The following is a 19,913-nucleotide window of genomic DNA, read 5'->3' as shown; positions in this document are numbered from 1 at the left end:
CTTCAACGGAGTAAGAAATGTCTGGTTCACATCGTGATCGTCTCGACGGTCGCCGGGCCCTGGTCACGGGCGGTTCCAAGGGCTCGGGCAAGGCCGTCGTGGAGAGGCTGCGGGAGATGGGTGCCGACGTGTACGTGACGGCGCGAACCATGCCTGACGGGTACGAGTACCCCGACCGGTTCATCGAAGCGGACGTGACGACGATCGAAGGCACCGACGCGGTGGCCGATCGCATCGCCGAGACCGGCGGCGCACTCGACATCCTGGTGCACGTCGTCGGAGGTGCGTCGACGCCGGCCGGTGGATTCGCGGTCATCACCGATGATCAGTGGCTCACCGAGCTGAACCTCAACTTCCTGGGAGCGGTGCGGCTCGATCGGGCTCTTCTCCCGGCGATGATCGAGTCCGGGGCGGGGGTGGTGGTGCACTTCACCTCGATCCAGCGTGAACTGCCCCTGTACGACGCGTCCCTGGCGTACGCAGCAGCGAAAGCCGCTCTGCGCACGTACAGCAAGGGGCTCGCCAACGAGGTCGCGCCGCGCGGCGTGCGGGTCAACGCGATCAGCCCCGGCGGGATCGAGACCGAAGCCTACGAGAGGTTCGTGGATCGGATCGCCGAGGGCAACGGGATCACCCGTGAAGCAGCCAAGCAGACCATCTACGACTCTCTCGGAGGAGTACCGCTGGGACGATTCGCGAACACCGCGGAAATCGCGGACCTCGTCGGGTTTCTGGTCTCGGACCGCGCTTCGGCGATCGTGGGCGCCGAATACGTGATCGACGGCGGAACTGTTCCGACGGTCTGAATCAGGAGAACCGATGACTACGCAAGCCGTTGCCCGGTCCTCCGCCCTGCCGGTCGGACCACCACCACCCTTCGATCCGGAGCTCGCTCCCGTCGTCGAGATGCTGACCAGCCTGCGCCCACCCGACGCGTACCGTTCGGACAACATCGCCGAGATGCGCAAGCCCGTTCCCGGGGTGGAGCCCCCGACCGACGAGATCCTCGCGCGCGGTGGCGCCTACAGCGTGGAGGAGCGGACGGTGCCCGGACCGGACGGGGCACCGGACATCTCGCTCCTGATCTGTTTCCCGAAGCATGCGGCGGCCCCGGCCCCGGCGATCTACCACCTCCACGGAGGCGGCATGATCGTCGGGGACAACCGGTTCGGCCTGGCCGAGATGGTGAACCTGGCCGAACCGCTGGGGATGGCCGTGGTCTCGGTCGAGTACCGGCTCGCACCCGAGACACCCCATCCAGGTCCCGTCGAGGATTGCTACGCCGGCTTGGTGTGGCTGTCGGATCACGCCCCCGAACTCGGTATCGACCCCGCCCGCATCGTCATCGGCGGTGCGAGCGCGGGCGGCGGCCTCGCGGCAGGTGTCACCTTGATGGCACGCGACCGCCGCGGCCCGGCCATCCTGGCCCAGTTGCTCCTGTCACCGATGCTCGACGACCGCAACGACTCACCCTCTGCACAGCAGATGCGCGGCGTCGGTATCTGGGACAGGTCCTCGAACGAGACCGGATGGAACGCGCTCCTCGGCGACGGCGTTCGCGGAGGACCGGACGTGTCTCCGTACGCTGCCCCTTCCCGGGCCGCAGACCTCTCCGGCCTGCCGTCCACGTTCATCGACGTCGGGTCGGCCGAAACGTTCCGGGACGAGGACGTCGCCTACGCAAGCCGCATGTGGCAGGCGGGCGGCCACGTCGAGCTGCACGTCTGGCCTGGCGGGTTCCACGGGTTCGACGTCGTGGTTCCCCAGGCCGTGCTCTCGCAGGACGCCATCGCTGCTCGAATGGCATGGATACGCCGCCAGCTGGGGCGCGTCTGACTATGCCTTCGTCGGGGTGACCTCGGTAGGAAAGACGTAGCTCGACGATCTTGAGCACCGCTGGCACGTCACCGCCAGCGTCGTCACCGAGCGTGGCCGGCGGTTGGTGCCTGACGCCGGTCGACCCCTCGTCGCCACGGTGGGGGGACATCGGTCGGCCGGCCCCGCGAGAGCAGCAGGAACACCGCACCGACCCCCATATCGAGGGCGGGGTGGTGCTCCGGTTCTGCCCCACGAGCGCAAGATCGCGCCGCGAGCCGACCACCGAAGATCGAACCCGGAACGCAGAAACCCCTTCGGTTCAGCCCAGAAGGCTGAACCGAAGGGGTTTCTTTCGATGTGGAGCTAAGGGGACTCGAACCCCTGGCCCCCTCACTGCCAGTGAGGCTCGATCATGGTCCTGACCTGCGGCGATGGAGAATCGCCTGATGAAATGATGCGCTTGATCGCCGTTGCAGGCAACTGTGTGTTGTTGAGTGCAGTTGTGACAGGGGGTTTGCCCCAGCTGTGCCCCAGTGAAATTGGTGAGAGGACCGCCCGCGTTCGTTTCGAACAACCATGCGGTCGGCACATGACGGTGGGCAGGAGCCAGCCGAGCGGGATCAAAATCGAGCAGCGCCGTGTAGACGGAACCTGCACTGACGAGCTATGTCGGTGGTTCGGCCGGTCCCCGCGTTGAGCTGCCGAGCGCCGCTTGTCGAGGCGCACGCTCTACGGCATGAGGGTGAACTCCTCATGCCGTGGAATCGGCGTGTCCGGTAGCGGTTGGCCGTGGCGCGCGACCAGTGTCGTGCTGCGGTCGACGAGAGCCCTCGACGACGGGCTGCCTTCGGGCCGGGGGATTACGGTGTCGAGACGAGCTCGACCCGACGGTTGCGCTTACGGCCCGCCGGCGTGTCGTTGGTGTCGACCGGCTCCGACTCGCCGCGCCCGGACGCGTGCAGCCGTCCCGCGAGCGACGCGTCCGCCGCGACGAGAACCGCGACCACGGCGTGCGCCCGTCGTTCCGAGAGCCTCTGGTTGTACTCGTCGGTCCCTCGGGAGTCCGTGTGCCCGACGATGTTCGTCGAGGGTCTCGCCCGCAGCGCCGGCAATGTGGCGGCCAACGCCGATCGGGCTTCGGGGCGCACTGTCGCCGAGTCGAAGTCGAACAGCAGGTCACCGGTCAACGTGGGGAGTGGCGGTGGCGGTGGCGGGGGTGGAGGCGCGGGCACCCAGCGGTGCTGCACGCGCCAGTGCCACCACATGTACTGGGTCGCCTGGCCGCTCAGAACCGCCAATTTGGCGAACTGCCCGAACGACTTTCGGCTCATCTCGTTTTGCATCCAGATGTTCACCGTCGCGGTCCCGGCGGCCTGGTCGATCGCGTCGACCGTCGCGCGCAGGACGAACGACCCGATCGCGCACGTGTGCAGCTCCCACGTCTCGATCCGCGGGAGCGGGAGCGGCTGCCACGGGTTGCGGCGCGCGGCCTCCCCGGCGAGGTACGGCAGGAACGCGTTGCTGCACGTTGTCGGGTCCGTGCCCGGAGGGTTGTTGACGGGGTTCGACGCTGCAGCGGGGTCGTGGCCCGTGGTGCCGGGGCGCCACCCCGGCGTCGTGCGGTGCCTGGCGGCCCAGTCCGTCGCGTTCTGCTCGAGGTGGGTCAGGAGCCACGCCTGGCCGTCGATCACCGGCTGCCACCCGCGGACGAGGACGGTGTAGGGGTCGGTCTCCTCCATGACCCAGACCTGCGGAGAGGAGAACGGCGAGAAGTACTCGTCGAGGATCGGGCCGACGGTCGTCCGCTGCACCACGGGAGCAGACCCCGCGGCCGTCTGGGCGCGCTGGACGGTTGCCGCGCCGGTCGCCTGGCGGTGCGCGGCCGGCGTGGCGGGCTCCACCTCCGCGGACGCGTCCTCGGCACGGCACGGACACTCGTTGGGTGGGATCGAGCCGCACCGCTGCACGGAGGCCGCTGAAGCGCCGGTCAGCGCCGCGACGCTGCCGGCCACCGCGGCGTTGCCTGCCGCGCGCTGCAGCTGCAGGAGCGACGCGCGACGCAGCGCCGCGAGTGGGGGGAGGTTTCCGCGGGGCGAGGGCTGCTCGACGACCGGCAGCGGTGCTCGCGCTGCAGGCGCGCGGGTGGCCAGGGGCTCGGTTCCCGCCTCACTCTGCGGTTGGGCGGTTCGCAACGTCATGGGACGGCCTCTCACACAGTCACTCCATGGTGGCACCCGCGTGGGTGCTGCGCCGGCACCCAGAGGGCAGCCATTCGTGCGCAAGCACGGGGCCCTTCGGGCAGCGAAGCTCGACGTGAGCGAGTCCGGGTTCCGTGGCGCTGGCGGCCCGCGACCGGTCGAGCGCCTGCCGGCGGCACGGATGCGGGTCGCCGACGCGGACCCTGCGGCAGCAGCGCCTAACCTCCGCTCATCGGCATGAGGGCGCACTCAGGGCGGCGCACGGCTGCCGGTGGTGACATGCGGTGTTTCGGTGTGACAATACCGCTGTGCTCGCACCATTCGGAGAGCTTTCGGACGTGGCCAAGGCCGTCCTGGTCATCAGCGCCGGCGCCTTTGCGACGGGCGAACTTGTGCAGGCGTTCCGCAGGCGCCACGACGCGAAACTCGTCGATGTCCGCGCGGAGGTCCTCTTCCGTGTGATGTTCTTCGTCGCGATTCTGCTCTGGCCGGTCGGTCGCGCGGTTTGTCCGGCTGCCGGCATCGGCGGAGCGTGGCTGTTCCCGCTCGAGACCGCGATCGTGTGGCTCGGGCTGCTCCTGCGCTGGTGGTCTTTCGTCAGCCTGGGAAAGTTGTTCACCGTAACAGTGCGGACGAACGAGCAACAGCTCGTCGTGGACCGTGGTCCCTACCGAGCCCTGCGTCATCCGAGCTACACCGGCCTGCTGCTCATCTTCTCCGGCGGCGGCCTGATCGCGGGCAACTGGGTCAGTGCTGCGGGTGCCCTCGCGGTGTTGCTGGTCGCGTTGATCTACCGCCTCCGCATCGAGGAACGTGCCCTCGAGGAAGCACTGGGCGATCACTACCTGCGGTTTGCCGAGAACCGGGCCCGGCTCGTTCCCTTCGTGTGGTGATCTGATGACAGATCGCCCGCTCGTCGGCATGAGCGGACGTGCTCACCGACGGCCGATCAGTGGTGTTCACTGCTGTGAAACATACTGTGATTTATGTCGGTGCTGGTGCATGACGCCGCGCACCGCCGAGAATGGCTCCTGTGGCATCGACTCGCTCGAACCTTGAGTTTCGGTACTCCACAGCTTCGAGCGGTGCATCCGATATATCAGTGCCGTGCAAGTAGCTCTTTCCCTTCCAGTGTACTCCAAAGGCCCGGGCGGGACCTTCGCGGTAGAGTCCGACCAATTGCGGCGGGCCACCCGTAGAAGGATCGTTTCCGGAAAGCAACGCGTCGCAGAAGGCGCTGAATACCGCACGGCTCGTTCGATCCTGTTTGAGACCGTCGGGTTTGACCCATCTGCGGTAAGCTTGCTGAAGTTCCGTGCGGCCACTGCCGAGAAATTCGATCTTAGAGCTGGTTTCTGGGATTTCGAGGGCAGTGGCTGTCCACCGGTTGCTTCCGGCTGGCAAGCGCAGGAGTTGAATTCCGAATTTGGACTCTTTCACTCCAGTGCCTACCCTTGTGCAGTGAACTACCTCACTGTCCAATCGGACACCGGTAGGCGCGTCTCTCCAAGCTGCCTGAATTAGATTGAGTGCGCGCTCTTGAGCGTTCTCGATCGAATCCTGCTGTCGAGCTTCATCTAGTTGAGCTGCCACGGTTGGAAGTGCGAGGGCTGGGAATAGAACGTCGCCGACAAAGCCCATGATGTTTGGGCTCACTGTAGTCGCGTAAGTTTTACGTGCATAATTCCATCGAGGTGTGCCACTTGAACCCGAGGGCCAACTGATCCGACTGTCGCTCGCAATATAGATTGCGGCGGGTCCACGAGAATCCACCGCTATCCAGGCGGCAAGGCTGGTCAATGCATCTCCTTGACAATCGGGGCCCGTAGGTGATCAGATCATGCTGCAACTCCGGGGGCCTCCATCACAAGGGGGCGGCGAGGTGCCCACGGTGGTCTCCTGACGGGGGCCTGCAATCCGTGCCTCCGGTCTTCGAGGTGTCGGGCCGAGTCGTTCCAGGTCCGGCACCTCACCGGACCTCTCATCGGCAAACGCGGATGTTCAAGCGAGGGCGTGACGCTCGGAGAAAGCTGCAGCCAGATGGCAACTGCAATCTCTGTCACGCGCAGAGATGGGCGCGCGTTGCCCGTCGTCGAGAACCCTTTCGAGCACGTTGGCGGGCTCGACCGCAATGACCTTCTGCTGTCACGGGCAGAGGTGCAGCCGGGGCCAGCGCTGGCGAACGCCGACTAGGTCGGGTCAGGTCGGTGAGCCGCATCGCTAGGTGCGACCCAACTCGAGTGATCTTGAGCTAGATCTCCCGACCGCCGACACGGGCTCCGCCGCGGTCCGGCTGGAGCGTCGCGTTGCTTGGGCCACTCGTATGGGTGAACTCCTGCGTCAGAAAGTGCCTGCAGGTAACTGTTCTCGGTTCCGGCGCAACGAACAGGCGCTCAACCGCGAGCCGAAGCTATCTTCAGAGGCGTACGTATCGCACGGCCTGGCCTCCGCAGCATGACCGGATCACCGCCGGAGTCAATTCCACCGGCGCATCCTGAAAGAAGCGGCGCACCGCCGGCGTCGAGACCTGCGGCTGCGCTTGCTGGTCGGGCTGCTCGCCGTGGTCGCCGCGACGCTCCTTTCCCGCGTGCGCCCCGCAGCTCACCAGCCCATGCTTGTCGTTCAGGCGTGTAACGCTGCGCCTGGAGCAATCCGACACTCTGTTGGATGAACACTCCTTCACCCGCCCGTGAACCGCCGCACGCCGGCGGATGGGCACGGACGCCTGGACGGATGTGATGGACGGATACCACATGCGATCGCACGCCACGGACCACGAGCAGCGCGAGGATGGAAGAAGTCGGCGGTCACGTGGAGTTGTGCCGGCCGACGGGAGTCCGGGTGCCGAGCAGCTGATCCGGTTACAGCAGACGGTCGGCAATGCCGCGGTGTCAGACATACTCAATGTGCAACGGCAACGTCACCGATCCCGTCGGGGCAGTGTTCAGCTGATTGGTGTCACGGTTCTGTGGCGTGCCAGCAACGTATTTGTGCAACAAGGTCCGACCTGTAGCGCGGCGTCGGTGGTCGCGGAGCTCGCGATCCGCGACAACGACCGCGCCGACCCGCAGCACCACCTGATCGGCAGAGCAATGGCCAGCGTCGCGGCTTACGCAAACGCCCACCGGGCGCAGATGCTTCCGGCGTTGGAGCGATTTATCATCGATGGCTCGAACCGACGCGGTGAACGACTGGAGGACCAGGTGATCCGCCAAGGCGCCGCGCATCTGCTCACAAGCCGGGTCCTCGACCCTTTGGCGGGAACCGGCGGTCCGGTCGGCGATCGGGCTGCCGCGTTGGCTACGCTCAGCCAGGCCCTGTTCTACGCCTTCTTGAGGCCTGACGGGCAGCCGCCTTCCACGGCCGAGGTTGGTCGCATGCTTCAAGCTATCGGCTTGCCTCAACCGACCGGCGGTGCAGTCGACAACATCAGGTTCAGCCGGTTCGATGAGATTTTCAGCAACAGTCTGACGGTGACGCTGCCACCAGGTGCCGCGGTCCGCACCACATGGTGGGTTCGCCGCAGGGACAATGCCCACGTGCGGCACGTGTTCACCGTCGGCCGGCGACGGTCGTCCGGCAGCTATTACCTGTATGACCAAGGCGTGGGTTATGGCAGGGAAAGCGCTGACCTGGCAGACCTACGCGCCGCGGTCATGGCTGACATTCGAAATGGCGACTACTGGCTGGCAACATTCCAGGTCACGCCCGAGTTTGACGGTGAAGCCAACTTGATTCCAGCCTCGCCTCCGTGACAGGTTCAGCGCCGAGCCAGCGGTATGAACTGCTGGCGGAGGGTGTGGTGCTGCTCGACGATGCCGTCCAGGACGCCAAGCGGTTGTTCGTCGTGTCGGGGGTGTCCCTATGACGCTGCTATGTGGCGTCAAGGGATTGCAGGCGCGGTGCTGTGGTGTTACTGGAGAGTGCGGAAGAGCTGGCGGGCGATGATCCGTTTGAGGCAGCGTTTGACCTCTCGGAGGGTCTTGCCTTCGGCCAGTCGGCGGGTGATGTAGGCGCGGGTCGCGGGGTCGATCCGGCTGCGGGTGAGCACGATGGTGTGGACTGCTCGGTTGAGTTGACGATCGCCACCTCGGTTGAGGCGATGGCGGTTGGTCAGGCCTGAGGAGGCGGGGATCGGTGCGGCGCCGGCGAGGCTGGCGAACGCGCGTGCACGGTCCGGGACACGCGGGGGCAGGAGATCGCCGCCGCTTGTGGTCAGCTGGCCGCTGAAGGCTGATTTTTGTTTCAGTGATGGAGAATTTGTCGTGATGTATGCCCCCAGCCTGCTGGACCCGGCTGCGGAATCGTTGAAGCTGACCGACTTCACCGGCGCGACGGACTTGGCCCGTGAGGCGCGGACGTTGCTGAGTGAGCGGTTCAGCTCGGTGACGTTCATGTACGTGCTGATGCGCGCGTTCGAGGTGGAGTACGCGGCGGCGTGTGACGCGGCGCGCTGGCACGAGTTCCACGGCGGCCGCGGGCGTTGTCGGATGCCGACCTGGAGAAGCTGCTCGCTCCCTGGCTTGGCCACTGAACGCGGATGTGTCCTACACACGTGACGCGACGAATCGGATCACCCGCACTACTTCCGGATCTGACCCGGCTACCGAATCTGGCTGCGCATCTGCTCGGCCATCCGCTCCAGTTCGGCTGTCGCCGCGGGCGAGGCGACGGCGAGCCCGCTGTAGGCGGCCGTCGGGCTTCGCAAGAAGCGGCGCAGCATGGCTACGAGCAGTCCCTCCGGCAACGTTCGCAACGCAGCGAACGCACGGGGGACCGGTGGCGTCGGCATGGTGGCGAGGTTCTGCCGCATGACGCGGACCATGCTGCGGACCGCGGCCGGGTCGCCGGCCAGCACTCCCGGGCCGCCCGCCGTGTGCACCGCCTGCTCGAGGGGTACCGCGAACGCGGCGTGCGTCTTGAGCCAGGCGTCCATCCGCGGTTCGGCCCTGGCGTTGATCCCGGCCGTGCGGAAGGTCCGGACGATCCGGTCCACTCTCGGGGTGGTCCGGCCGTCGGGTTCGCCGATCGGTACCGGGGTCAGGCGGGTCAGGACAGTGGCCGCGCGGTAGCGGACCACGTCGCCGTCCATCGTGCCGCCGTCCGTGGGGAAGCCGAGCAGTACCCGCTCGTGGCCGATCGCCGCGCCCAGTGGCTCCGCGCCGGCCGCCCAGTTGAGCAGGAACAGCACGTCGCCGGCGACGGCGGTGATTGACCGCAGCACCTCGTCCACCTGGTGGGTGCGGACGAGGACGGCGATCAGGTCGTACCCGCCGGCCGGGCGCTCGACCACCGGCACCGGTACCCGCCGGACCACCGGGCTGTCTTCCTCGGCGAGCTGCACGCCGTGCCGGCGCAGGGCGGCCAGGCGCTCGCCACGGGCGACGAGCGAGACGTCGTGCCCGGCGTCGTGCAGGCGCGCGGACAACAGGCTGCCGGTGACGCCGGCGCCGTACACGAGCACTTTCATGGCCGCCCTCTCCTGTGCGGGGATGTAACTCATACGTTCGTTTGAATCGAACGTCTGTATAGTACGCCGGGTGGCCGACACCCGTACCCAGATCCTGGACGCGGCCGAACGGCTTTTCGGCGAGCGCGGTTTCCACGGCACCTCGGTCCGCGCGATCACCGAGCTGGCCGGGGCGAACCTCGCCGCCGTCGGATACCACTTCGGCTCGAAGGCGGAGCTCCTGGCCGCCGTCGCCCGCCGCGTGATCGAGCCCATCAACGCCGCGCAGAACGCCGAGCTCGACCGGCTGCTCGCCCGGACTCCGGACCCGCCGGTCGCCGATCTGGTGGCGGCGTTCGTGGGGCCGCTGTTCGACGGGATGCCGGACGGCGACGAGGGCGGCGCCCGAACATCCCGGCTGATCATGACGATCCTCGGCGATCCGGCCGAAGAGGTCCGCGCCTGGACCGGCGCCGCCGAGGACGCGGTCCGCGACCGCTACGTGGCCGCCTTCGGGCGGGCGCTGCCCGGCCTTTCCCCGGAGGAGCTGGGGTTCCGGATGCGGGGAATTCTCGCCGTGGCGGCCGTGGACCGCGCCGAGGTCCACCACCGGCCCGTCCCGGGCTGCCCGGCTCCAGTGCCGGGCGAGGCGGCCCGGCGCTGGGCGATCACGTTCCTGGCGGCGGCGATGAGCGCGCCACCGGCCGGGACCTGACGCTCGCGGGCCGGCGCTGTGGACCGTGCGGCCGGGCGGCGCCGGTGGAGTAGCGTGCACCGTGCGGGACACCCGCGGCCGGGAGATCGGCGTCGTTTTTCGTTTCGGTGATGGAGAAATTGTCGTGATGTATGCCCCCAGCCTGCTCGACCCGGCTGCGGAATCGTTGAAACTCGTCGACTGCAATGGCGCGACCGAGGTGGCCCGTGAGGCCCGGACGCTGCTGGGCGACCGGTTCAGCTCGGTGACGTTCATGTACGTGCTCATGCGGGCGTTCGAGGTGGAGTACACGGCGGCCCGGGACGCCGCGCGCTGGCACGAGTTCCACGGCGGCCCGCGGGCCCTGTCGGACGCCGACCTCGAGAAGCTGCTCGCGCCCTGGCTGACGCCCGCCTAGGTTGCGAAGCCCGGCCGAGGTCTGCCCGTCGGGGCTTCTCGGGGCGGACTTCCGGGCACCACTGCGGTACGGCGGCATCCGTGAACAACCTGATTCCCTTTCCGGCGTCTTCGGAGACAAAAGCTGCGAAAGGGGAACGGGAATGGGATTCGCTGCCGAGAAAACAAGCAAATTCGCCGTTGTTGCCGGAGCATTCGCCGTCACGGCGCCGCGCCGGGCGGTGACGTCGACTGCAGCCGGCTCGGCGGTCAGGTCGCGGCGCCCGGGCGGTCCGAGATGGACCTGATCGCGGTGGCCGCCACCGACGGGACCACGCCGGGCTGCACCGAAGCGTTCAACGTGATCACCGAGTACTACGCGAAACTGCCGCAGGCCGAAGGCCCGGGCGAGCGCGTCCTCGAAGTCCGGGGGAAGTGGACCTGCGCCCGCCAGGCGGGGGCCGCCGGCAGCCAGGGCGCCGTGGTCTGCGGCGTGCCCGGCAGCTCCCTGCAGCTGGAAACCAGGCCCTCGGCCGCGCCCGTCCTCAAGTTCCCGAACACGACGCAGACCGTGGAGTTCACCGGGTACGACACCGGGGTGCGGATGGTCCGGTTCCAGCTGGTCACCCGCCGGCCGGGTGGCCCGGACAACGGCCACTACGTGCCGGTCGACGGCAAGACCTACCGGCTTCCGCTGCAGCCGGGCGGCACGGTGCTCAGCGCGGCGAGCCTGTGCCCGGCCGGATCGGTCACCATCGACGGCCAGGGCTACGGGAACGGGCCGTGCAGCCAGGAACAGCTGCTCCGGCAGCTGCAGGACGGGACTTCGGTGCTCGCGCGGATCAGCGTGGACGGCAACGACCGGATCGCCACGGTCAAGGAGATCTACCAGCCCTGACGGCCGAACTGCCCATCCGGGCGGTGAAATCCGCCCGTTCCGGCGCCTTCATCCGCGTGCCGCGGCTCCTGCTCTGCTCGTAGCGTGAAGAGTCGTGGGTGGGCGAGAGACCGCTAAGGGCGACAGCTCGGCTCCCGATCACCCCCTGCGGTCCGGAGGCGGGCGGGAACGCCGGCAGTCCGACGCCGTCCCCGCGGCGCTGCCCGGCGATGCTGCGCGCCTGAGTCCGGCCCACGTCCTCGGGCTGCAGCGGCTCGCCGGCAACCGGGCTTCGTCTTCGCTGCTGACGCCCGTGGTGCAGCGGCAGGAAGCCGGCACGGTGAGCCCGCCGGCGCCGTCCCGCGAGCCCGTTCCGGCCGAACCCGTGCCGCCGGCCCCGGCGCCGCCCGCGCCGGCACCTTCTCCGGCCGCGCCGCCCCCGGCGCCGGTGGCGGACCAGGCGCCGGCCGAGACGCCGGTGCAGGAGCCCACCGGGCCGGAGCAAGCGGCGCCGGAGCCCCCGGCCGTCACCGAACAGGGGCCCGGCCCGGCCGCGGGCGTCTTGGCCGGGTTTCGAGAACGCATCGAGGCACTCCGCGGCCGCCTCGGTGAGAGCGCCGAGGCGCGCAAGCGCGAAATCCGGCGGTACGCCGACGCCGAAAAGCTGAAGCTCACCGACGCCGTCACCGCGGAAGCCCGGGGTGTCGACACGGCCTACGCCGACGCGATCGCCGCCGTCGGCCGGAGCTTCGGGGACGCCCGGGACGCGATCACCGGGCAGCGGGACGCCAAGATCCGAGCGGCGCGGGAGGCCGCCGACAACGGTCTCCGGACCCTCGACGACACCGTCGCCGCGAAGCAGCGTGCCCTGCGTGACGCCGCCGGGGAGAACGCGACCGCCGCCACCGGCTTCGGAACCGAAGAAGCCCAGCGCGCGGTCGGCACCTCGCGCGTGCTGGCCGCCGACGCGGTCGCCGTCGGGGCGCGCAAGGCCGCCGAGCTCGCTCCGCACAAGCGTGGCGACCTGAGCAGCCGTGAGGCGCGGGAAATGGCCGGGCAGCTCGCTTCCGACCTCGTGAAGAACGGGACCGACCTCGCCGCGTCCGCGCGGCAGGATGCCGGCGCGCTGGCCGCGAAGTTCCGCAAGGAGGCCGAAGACGGCGCCGCGAAGTTCGGTGAGTCCAAAGTGGACGCACGGCGGAAGATCGAGGGGACGCGCGACACCGCCGTCCGGGACCTCACCGAACTGGCCAGGGAACCCCTGGCCCAGCTGGAAACCCGGGCGAACGACCTGCAGCGGGACCTGCGGGCGCAACGGCAGGACGCCGCCGCGCAGGTGCGGGCCGCGGCCGGCGCCGGGGTGCGTGGGATCGACACCGCCGCGCAGACGGCGACGCGGAAGGTCGACGACGAAGCCGCCGGTGCGCGGCGCAAGCTCGACGACACCGCGACCCAGCTCGCCGGCCGGCTCACCGGCGTGAGCCGCCGCGCCGCCGAGCGCGTCGTCCACCGCGCCGAAGGGGACCTCGCCGCCGCCGTCGACGCCTTCGACACCGCGATGGGGAAGTTCGCGACCGACACCAAGACGGCCTTCGAGGGCGGCTCGGCGCAGGTCGGTGCCCAGGTCTCGGCCCAGGCGAGCCGGCTCGTGACGCCCGTGAACGACGCCGCGACCCGCTATGCGGACACCGCCGCGAACTCGGCCACCGAGACCACGCGGGCCATCGACGACCGCGCGGGCCGGGCCGCCACCGACATCGGCGACGTCGTCACGAAGGTCGGCGACGAGCTCCAGAAGACCGTCGACACCAGCCGTCGTGATTGGACCGATCAGCTCGGCCAGGGCAAGACCGAGATCACCGCCAAGGTCGACAAGGGCCTGGCCGAAGAGCGCAAGCAGGTGACCGGGCTCGCGGCGAAGATCGACGAGCGCGCCAAGGAAATCGAAGAGGAGAGCTGGCTTTCGCGCGGCCTGAAATGGCTGGGCGGCGTAGTCGTCGGGTTGCTGAAGGCCCTCGCCATCGCCGTCGTGGTGATCGTCGCCGTCGTCCTGGTCGTGCTCGTGGTGGCCGCGGTCGTCATCGGCATCGCCTACGCCATCGGCGGGCTCGCTGCGGTATTCGCCGTCATCGGGTTCGTGATCGCGGTGGCGGAGGCGCTGGCCGGCGTCGCCGCCTTCCTCCTCGTGCTGGCGGCCGCGGCGATCGTCCTGCGCGCGTTGTGGCTGATGTACAAGTCGTTCACCAAGGACGGCCTCACCGACTTCGAACGCGGCGAGCTCTTCGGCGAGGCCCTGTTCGACATCCTCACCGTGGTCTTCGGCGAGGAGATCGCGAAGTGGTTCGGCGAGTGGTTCAAGGGCCTCGAATTCGCGGGTGAAGGCGGTGAACTGGCCGAGCTGCGCAAGCTCGTGCCGGACGAGGAACTCCTCAACCGCTTGCTCAAGGCAGTCAACGGCGACGCGAAGGAGGTCAAGGCCCTCCTCGGCCTTGTCGGCAACGACGGCGCCAAGCTGGAAGAACTCCTCGTCCTCACCGGCAACGACACGGGGAAGCTGCGGGAGCTGGCCGGCCTCGCCGGCGGGGACGGGACACGGGCGATCGGGCTCGTCCGGAAGGCCGAGGGCAACGCCGAGCGGGTGATCGAGCTGCTGCGGGCGGAACACGACGTCGCCAAGGTGGAGGCGGCCCTCGACGCGGCCGCGGACCTGCGCCGCGCCGGCGTGCCCCCGGCCCGGGTCGACGCGATGGACGCCGGGCGGTTGCGCGCCGCCAAGGACCTCCTGCCGGCGGTGGGCAACGACGGGCGCAAGCTCGACGAACTGCTCACGCTGGTCCACGACGACCCGGCCAAGGCCGCCGACCTGGTCCGGAAGGCGAACGGGGACGTCGACCGCACCCTGGCGTTCCTGCGGAACGCCGGCGGGGACGTCGCCAAGGCCGAAGCCGCGCTCGACACGGCCGTCGAGCTGGAGCGGGCCGGGATGGACCGCGCGTTCGTCGACGCCTTGACCGCCGACGACCTGGCGGCTGTGAAGAAGCTGCTGCCGCTGGCCAACCGGGACGGCGCGGCGTTGCAGCGCGTGCTGAACCTGTGCGGCAAGGACCTCGCGCGGGCCGAGCGGTTCCTGAAGGCCCTGCCCGGCCAGCCGGCCGACCTCGAGCGGCTCATCGGCGAGGCAGGCACTGCCCCGCCGGCGGGGTCCGGCGCCGACCGGATCGCGCGGGTGCTCGACCGGATCGGCGAGGGGCCGCACTCGCTGCCACAGTTCGAAGCCGAGGTGCGGGCGCAGGTGAAGATCGACACCAAGATCCTGCGCGGTGAGGTCAATGCGGGCGGCAAGCTCATCGGCGGCCACTCGCCGGAGATCCTCACCTCGCCCGACTTCCGGATCGTCGGCACGCCCACGACGAACGCGGACGGCACCGTCGTCGCCAAGTTCCGGAAGGTCCTCAACCCCGGACCGCCGGAGGTGCTGTCGACGCCGAAGAAGAGCACCCTCGCCCCGCGCGGCTGGACCGACGCCGACGTCCTCGCCGCGGGTGACCAGGTGGCCCGCACACCCGCGGTGCAGACCCGGATCTCCGACCACGCGACCCTGCACACGGGCACGGTCAACGGCGTCGACTGGGTCGTGATCAAGGACGCGAGCGGCCGGGTCACCTCGTCGTTCCCGACCGGCGGACAGGCCTTTACGCTGTGAAAGTGATCCGGGACGACCTCGAGCGGCTGCTCCGCCGCGACTACCACCCCGACTACTGGGCGGACGACGTCGCCGGGCGGGCGGCGGAGGTGGTCGCGAAGCTGGAGCCGGCGGACTGGGCCTGGCTCGGTGCGGCGTGGCCGTCCTGGCCGGCGGCGCACCAGCGGCAGCTGGCCGACGCGCTGGCCGGAAGCGGCCCGGCGGGGTGGCCGATCCTGACGGCCCTGCTGCGTTCGGCCGACGCAGAGGTCGCGATGCAGGCCGCGGAAGCTTTGCAGCCGGACCCGGCATGGCCCGGCGACGAGTCCCTGGAGCCGGACCTGCGCCGGCTGCGGGACGTCGTGGAGCCGGAGCTGGCCGACATCCCGGAGGACCTCATCCGCCGCGGGCGCACCGCTCGCTGACCGGCGTCTCGAGCGCGGTGAGCCTGCGTCGCGAACGCGTCACCCGCAGACCGCAGAGAACTCTTTGCAAAGAATGCTCTGTGGTCTAGGGTAAGCGCATGACGGAGGACCGCCGGGATCAGGCGTCGCGACCGCTCGACGCCCGGATGCTCCGGGCCCTGGCCCACCCGTTGCGGATGCGCATGCTCGAGTTGTTGCAAGCGGACGGCCCCGCGACGGCGACCGGCCTGGGCAAGCGGGTCGGTGAAAGTTCGGGGACCACCAGCTGGCACCTGCGGCTGCTGGCCGACGCCGGCCTGGTCGAAGAGGACAGCGAACGCGGGAACAAACGGGAACGCTGGTGGCGGTCGGTCCAGAGGGCGACCCGCATGCGAGCCGCCGACTTCATCGACGACCCGGACCTCGCCGCGCCGCTGGACATGTTCTTGCGATCGGTGATCGAGCAGCGCTACCAGGCCGAGTCGCAATTCGCCGGCGAACTCCCGCGGTGGATGGACCAGTGGCACGACAAAGCTGTTTTCACCGACGCGCGGCTTTCGCTCACACCCGAAGAGGCGGCGGCGATGAGTGCAGAGGTCGACGCGGTGATCGACCGCTACCGCCGGGATGCGCGGCCGGGCGACCACAACGTGATCGCGCACTGGTCAGCGTTCCCGCGGCAAACGCAACCAGAGAAACCGGATGCAGCAACGTCCGGCTGAGGGGACAAACATGGTGCACTTTCTCATGGCGGAAGACCTGGTCCGCGAACGCGAGACGGAACTGCGGCGTGCTGCAGTCCATGCGAAAAGCCTTCGGCGGCAGGGAACACGGCGGCAACGTCTCGGATGGATCCTCATCGAAACCGGCCTGAAACTGGTGGCGAACAACGCCTCACCCGCGCGCCACACCATCTGATTCGACCACGAAAATGATTTGCGCGGTTCGCGCTCAGGCAAGGGCTTCCCGGACGACTTCGCACAGCGACGCGCGCAGCGGCGAACTCCCGCTCACCGGGTCGCTCGGTCCCTGGCTCAGCACCAGGTTGAGGTTCGCGCTGCCGTCGCCGGTGACCGGGTAGCCCGGGCTGCCGAGGCCCGCCGCCGGTTGCCACCAGCCGTGCTGGCCGCACACCACCGCCGGGTCGAGGTTGACGTTGAACTTCGCCCGGGCGCGGATGCTGCCCTGCGGGGTCTCCAACCGCACCCAGTCGCCGGCGGTGATGCCGCGGGCCGCCGCCGTCTCCGGGTGCAGCTCGAGCTGGGGGTCCGGGGCGGACTTGCGCAGGCTGGTGACCGCGCGGTGCTGGGTCTCGCAGAAGAACAGGGACTTGGCGCAGGTGAGGATCAGCGGGTAGCGGGCCGCCAGGTCCGGTCGCGAAACCGGGCTGAGCGACGGCTCGTCGTAGCCCGGCAACGGCGGGTAGCCCTGCCGCAGCAACGTCTCGGAATACAGCTCGACCACGCCGGAAGCGGTGCGGAAGCCGCGCTGCTCGTACTTGCGGTGGACCGTCCGCAGCGGCAGGCGGATTCCCTCCGCGGCCGCCCGCAGCTGCTCGAGCCCGAGGCCGGTGGGCGCGAGCTGGTACCGCCACGCCGCCTCGACGTCGCCGCCGAAGAAGTGCTCGCCCAGGCCGAGCGCGACCGCGAGGTCGAAGATGATCCGCAGGTCCGGACGCGCTTCGCCGCGCGGGGCGACCAAGCGGCGTCGCAATTGGACGGTCGACTGCGCGGCTTGGCTCGTCTCGAAACCGATCCGCAGCGCTTCGGCTTCCCACGCGCTCGTCGCCGGCAGCACGATGTCCGCCTGCTGGGCGGTCGGGTTCATGAACAGGTCCGTGTGCACGAAGAAGTCCAGCGCGCCGAGCGCGTCGCGGCCCCGCGCGCTGTCGCCGTGGGCCAGCACCAGGTTGGCGCCGAAGTTGACCAGCGCCCGGGCCCGGTACGGGACGCCGTCCAGCGCCGCCCGGTAGAAGTCCTCGCCGGTGACGAACTCGAACCGCGCCGGGCCGAGCGGTCGTTCGGCGGCGCCGATGGTCTTGGCGCGCTGCCCGGGCGACAGCAGCTGCGCGCCGTCGACCGGGTTCGACGGCACGGGCGTGAACAGGACGTTGCCGCCCGGGACGTCCAGGCACCCGGTGAGGGCGTACAGCTGGCCGATGGCGCGGACGGTCTGCGTCGCGTTGCTGTGCTGTTCGAGGCCGCTCCAGGTGTAGAACGCCACCGGCCGCGCTTCCCACAGCAGCCGCGCGACGGCGGTGATCCGGCCGGCGGGCACGCCGGTGATCCGCTCGGCGACGTCCGGGGTGAACCGCGCGCAGCTCTCGGTGATCAGGTCCCAGACCCGGCGGGTCGCCACCCCCTCCGGCGCCGGCGCGCCGGGAGCCACCAGTTCCCCGGTGTCGCCCCGGACCTGCCAGGTCGCATTGGTCCACCGCTCGACGAACGACGTGTCGTACCAGCCGTTTCCGATCATCTCGCGGGTGATCGCCAGCGCGAGGGCGGCGTCGGTGCCGGGGCGGACGCGCAGCCACTGGCCGGCCTTGCTCGCCAGGCCGGCCCGCCGCGGGTCGACGACGACGAGCTCCGCCCCGCGCCGCAGCGCCGCCGTGGTCGCGGTGGCGTGGGCGAGCCGGGACACCGACGGGTTGTACCCCCAGTAGAGGATGCAGCCGGCGCGCTCGAGGTCGGGCAGGTAGGCGCCCGGCACCGGTTCGCCCCAGGTGTACGTCGTGGCCAGGTGACGGCCCCAGCCGCACAGTTCCATGTAGCTGACGAGGTTGGGGCTGCCGAAGGCCCGCCGGAGCCGGGTCAGCCAGTCGACGGAGTCGGACATGGCCGACGTCGACGGCGACGCCGTGCCGAACACGACCGCTTCCGGCCCCGACTCGGCGGCGATCGCGGTCAGCCGCGACGCGACGGTGTCCAGTGCTTCGTCCCAGCCGATGCGTTCCCAGCCGGGGTCGGCCGCGCCCTTGGGCGCGGTCCGGCGCAGCGGGTGCAGCAGCCGATCGGGGTGCGCGACGATCTCCGGCGCGGCCTTGCCCTTGACGCAGACGGCCTGCCCGGTCGGGTGGCCGGGCAACGGCTTGAGGGCCAGCAGGCGTCCGTTTTCGACGGTGGCGGTGGCCCCGCAGCGGGACACGCACAGCGGACAGAACGTTGCCACTTCACCGGCCATCGGCGCACCTCCCGTGGCGCATCGAAGTCCCATCCTCGCACCGGCGCCGCCGATATTCGATGGCGTTCATGAAGCACGCGCGGTTAGGTCGGTCCCCATGGTGCCCCTGCACGGTACGTGCGACGAGCGGTTTCCCGAGGTGCGCAACGCGCTGGCCGAGTCCCTCGCCAAGGACGACGTCGGTGCGTCGGTCGCCGTGTTCCTCCACGGCGAGCCCGTGGCGGATCTCTGGGGCGGCTACGCCGACGCCGCCCGGACTGTCCCGTGGGAACGGGACACCGTCACCAACGTCTGGTCCACCACCAAGACGATGATCGCCCTGTGCGCGCTCGTGCTCGCCGATCGCGGGCAGCTCGACCTCGACGCGCCCGTCGCCGGGTACTGGCCGGAGTTCTCCGCCGGCGACGTCCTCGTCCGGCACGTCCTCTCGCACACTTCCGGCCTGCCGACCTGGGACACGCCCATCACCACCGCGGACCTGCGCGACCCGCCCAAGGTCACCGCGCTGCTGGCCGCGCAGACGCCGCGGTGGGCGCCCGGCGAGGTCGCCTGCTACCACGCCCTCACGCAGGGGTACCTGCTCGGCGAGGTCGTCCGGCGGGTCACCGGGAAGACCATCGGGGCGTTCTTCGCCGCCGAGGTGGCCGGGCCGCTGGGGGCCGACTTCCACATCGGGCTGCCCGCGGCGCACGACGGCCGGTTCGCGCCCGCCATCGCCCCGCCCGGGGGCTTGACCGTGCCGCCGCCGACCGAGCTCTTCGAAATCGTCCCCAACCCGGAGATCGTTCCCGAGGAGACGAACGACGTGGCCTGGCGGCGGGCCGAGATCCCTTCGGGGGCCGGCTACGGCAACGCCCGGTCGGTGGCCGCGGTCCAGTCGGTGCTCACCTCCGGCGGGGGAGGGCTGCTGTCGCGGGCCGGGTGCGAGCGGGCGCTGGAGGAGCAGTACCACGGGCTCGACTACGCCCTCGGCGTGAAGATGCGGTACGGCCTCGGCTACGGCGTCAGCGGCCGGACGTGCTTCTGGGGCGGCATGGGCGGTTCGCTGGTGTTCAACGACTTCGACGCCGGCCTGACCGTCGCCTACGTGATGAACCAGATGCTGGACGCCATCGTCGGCGACGGCCGGGGCATGACCATGGTGGCCGCGGCCTACGACGGCCTGGGCTAGCGCCGGGACGTGCGGCTGCCGCTGCTGCGACGGCGGCCCCGCGC

General features: G+C 69.8%; 15 protein-coding genes and 2 pseudogenes. 13 read left to right on the top strand and 4 right to left on the bottom strand.

What is annotated here, in order from left to right:
- The first annotated feature begins 17 nt into the window (after nt 1-17).
- Nucleotides 18-806, top strand: a complete 789-nt coding sequence (locus AB0J55_RS21815; RefSeq protein WP_364251177.1) for an SDR family oxidoreductase — start codon at nt 18-20, stop codon at nt 804-806.
- Between the two features lie 13 nt (nt 807-819).
- Nucleotides 820-1,836 carry an alpha/beta hydrolase gene (locus AB0J55_RS21810; RefSeq protein WP_364251174.1) on the top strand — a complete coding sequence of 339 codons (1,017 nt, stop codon included), beginning with the start codon at nt 820-822 and terminating at the stop codon, nt 1,834-1,836.
- A gap of 842 nt (nt 1,837-2,678) precedes the next feature.
- Here AB0J55_RS21810 and AB0J55_RS21805 read toward each other — a convergent pair.
- A complete protein-coding gene (locus AB0J55_RS21805) occupies nt 2,679-4,016 on the bottom strand; it encodes an OmpA family protein (protein WP_364251171.1) in 1,338 nt (445 codons plus the stop codon).
- Between the two features lie 308 nt (nt 4,017-4,324).
- Here AB0J55_RS21805 and AB0J55_RS21800 point away from each other — a divergent pair, with 308 nt between their 5' ends.
- Both AB0J55_RS21800 and AB0J55_RS21795 read left to right on the top strand, forming a co-directional pair.
- Complete coding sequence (locus AB0J55_RS21800; protein ID WP_364251168.1) at nt 4,325-4,909, top strand: isoprenylcysteine carboxylmethyltransferase family protein; 585 nt, start codon at nt 4,325-4,327, stop codon at nt 4,907-4,909.
- A 1,926-nt stretch (nt 4,910-6,835) separates the two neighbouring features.
- Nucleotides 6,836-7,771 (top strand): hypothetical protein, encoded by a 936-nt coding sequence (locus AB0J55_RS21795; protein WP_364251165.1) that lies wholly within the window; start codon nt 6,836-6,838, stop codon nt 7,769-7,771.
- A 158-nt stretch (nt 7,772-7,929) separates the two neighbouring features.
- Here the strand turns inward: AB0J55_RS21795 and AB0J55_RS21790 are convergent.
- Nucleotides 7,930-8,181: pseudogene (locus tag AB0J55_RS21790) on the bottom strand (transposase); the annotation flags it as partial.
- A gap of 103 nt (nt 8,182-8,284) precedes the next feature.
- Here AB0J55_RS21790 and AB0J55_RS21785 point away from each other — a divergent pair.
- Nucleotides 8,285-8,550 (top strand): annotated as a pseudogene (locus AB0J55_RS21785) (hypothetical protein).
- Between the two features lie 69 nt (nt 8,551-8,619).
- Here the strand turns inward: AB0J55_RS21785 and AB0J55_RS21780 are convergent.
- A complete protein-coding gene (locus AB0J55_RS21780) occupies nt 8,620-9,486 on the bottom strand; it encodes a 2-dehydropantoate 2-reductase N-terminal domain-containing protein (protein WP_364251162.1) in 867 nt (288 codons plus the stop codon).
- Nucleotides 9,487-9,556: 70 nt separating this feature from the next.
- Between AB0J55_RS21780 and AB0J55_RS21775 the strand changes: the two genes are divergently transcribed.
- The 7 genes from AB0J55_RS21775 (at nt 9,557) to AB0J55_RS21745 (ending at nt 16,436) form a co-directional block, all read left to right on the top strand.
- Complete coding sequence (locus tag AB0J55_RS21775; RefSeq protein ID WP_364251159.1) at nt 9,557-10,180, top strand: TetR family transcriptional regulator; 624 nt, start codon at nt 9,557-9,559, stop codon at nt 10,178-10,180.
- A gap of 127 nt (nt 10,181-10,307) precedes the next feature.
- Nucleotides 10,308-10,577, top strand: a complete 270-nt coding sequence (locus AB0J55_RS21770; protein ID WP_364251156.1) for a hypothetical protein — start codon at nt 10,308-10,310, stop codon at nt 10,575-10,577.
- Between the two features lie 276 nt (nt 10,578-10,853).
- Nucleotides 10,854-11,453, top strand: coding sequence for a hypothetical protein (locus tag AB0J55_RS21765; RefSeq protein ID WP_364251153.1), 600 nt, complete (start codon nt 10,854-10,856; stop codon nt 11,451-11,453).
- Between the two features lie 94 nt (nt 11,454-11,547).
- Complete coding sequence (locus tag AB0J55_RS21760) at nt 11,548-15,135, top strand: EndoU domain-containing protein (RefSeq protein ID WP_364251150.1); 3,588 nt, start codon at nt 11,548-11,550, stop codon at nt 15,133-15,135.
- 2 nt (nt 15,136-15,137) lie between these two features.
- On the top strand, nt 15,138-15,539 hold the full coding sequence (locus AB0J55_RS21755) for a hypothetical protein (protein WP_364251147.1): 402 nt from the start codon (nt 15,138-15,140) through the stop codon (nt 15,537-15,539).
- 98 nt (nt 15,540-15,637) lie between these two features.
- Nucleotides 15,638-16,240, top strand: a complete 603-nt coding sequence (locus tag AB0J55_RS21750) for a winged helix-turn-helix domain-containing protein (protein ID WP_364251144.1) — start codon at nt 15,638-15,640, stop codon at nt 16,238-16,240.
- 10 nt (nt 16,241-16,250) lie between these two features.
- Complete coding sequence (locus tag AB0J55_RS21745; RefSeq protein WP_364251141.1) at nt 16,251-16,436, top strand: hypothetical protein; 186 nt, start codon at nt 16,251-16,253, stop codon at nt 16,434-16,436.
- Between the two features lie 33 nt (nt 16,437-16,469).
- Here the strand turns inward: AB0J55_RS21745 and AB0J55_RS21740 are convergent, their stop codons facing one another.
- Entirely contained in the window at nt 16,470-18,698 is a 2,229-nt protein-coding gene (locus AB0J55_RS21740; RefSeq protein ID WP_364251138.1) for a molybdopterin-dependent oxidoreductase, read from the bottom strand.
- Between the two features lie 97 nt (nt 18,699-18,795).
- On the opposite strand from AB0J55_RS21740, the gene AB0J55_RS21735 reads away from it, so the two are divergent.
- Nucleotides 18,796-19,869, top strand: a complete 1,074-nt coding sequence (locus AB0J55_RS21735; protein WP_364251135.1) for a serine hydrolase domain-containing protein — start codon at nt 18,796-18,798, stop codon at nt 19,867-19,869.
- Nucleotides 19,870-19,913 lie beyond the last annotated feature (44 nt).

This window comes from Amycolatopsis sp. NPDC049688 (assembly GCF_040674975.1).
Lineage (GTDB): Bacteria > Actinomycetota > Actinomycetes > Mycobacteriales > Pseudonocardiaceae > Amycolatopsis.
This window is presented reverse-complemented; position numbering and strand designations above follow the sequence as displayed.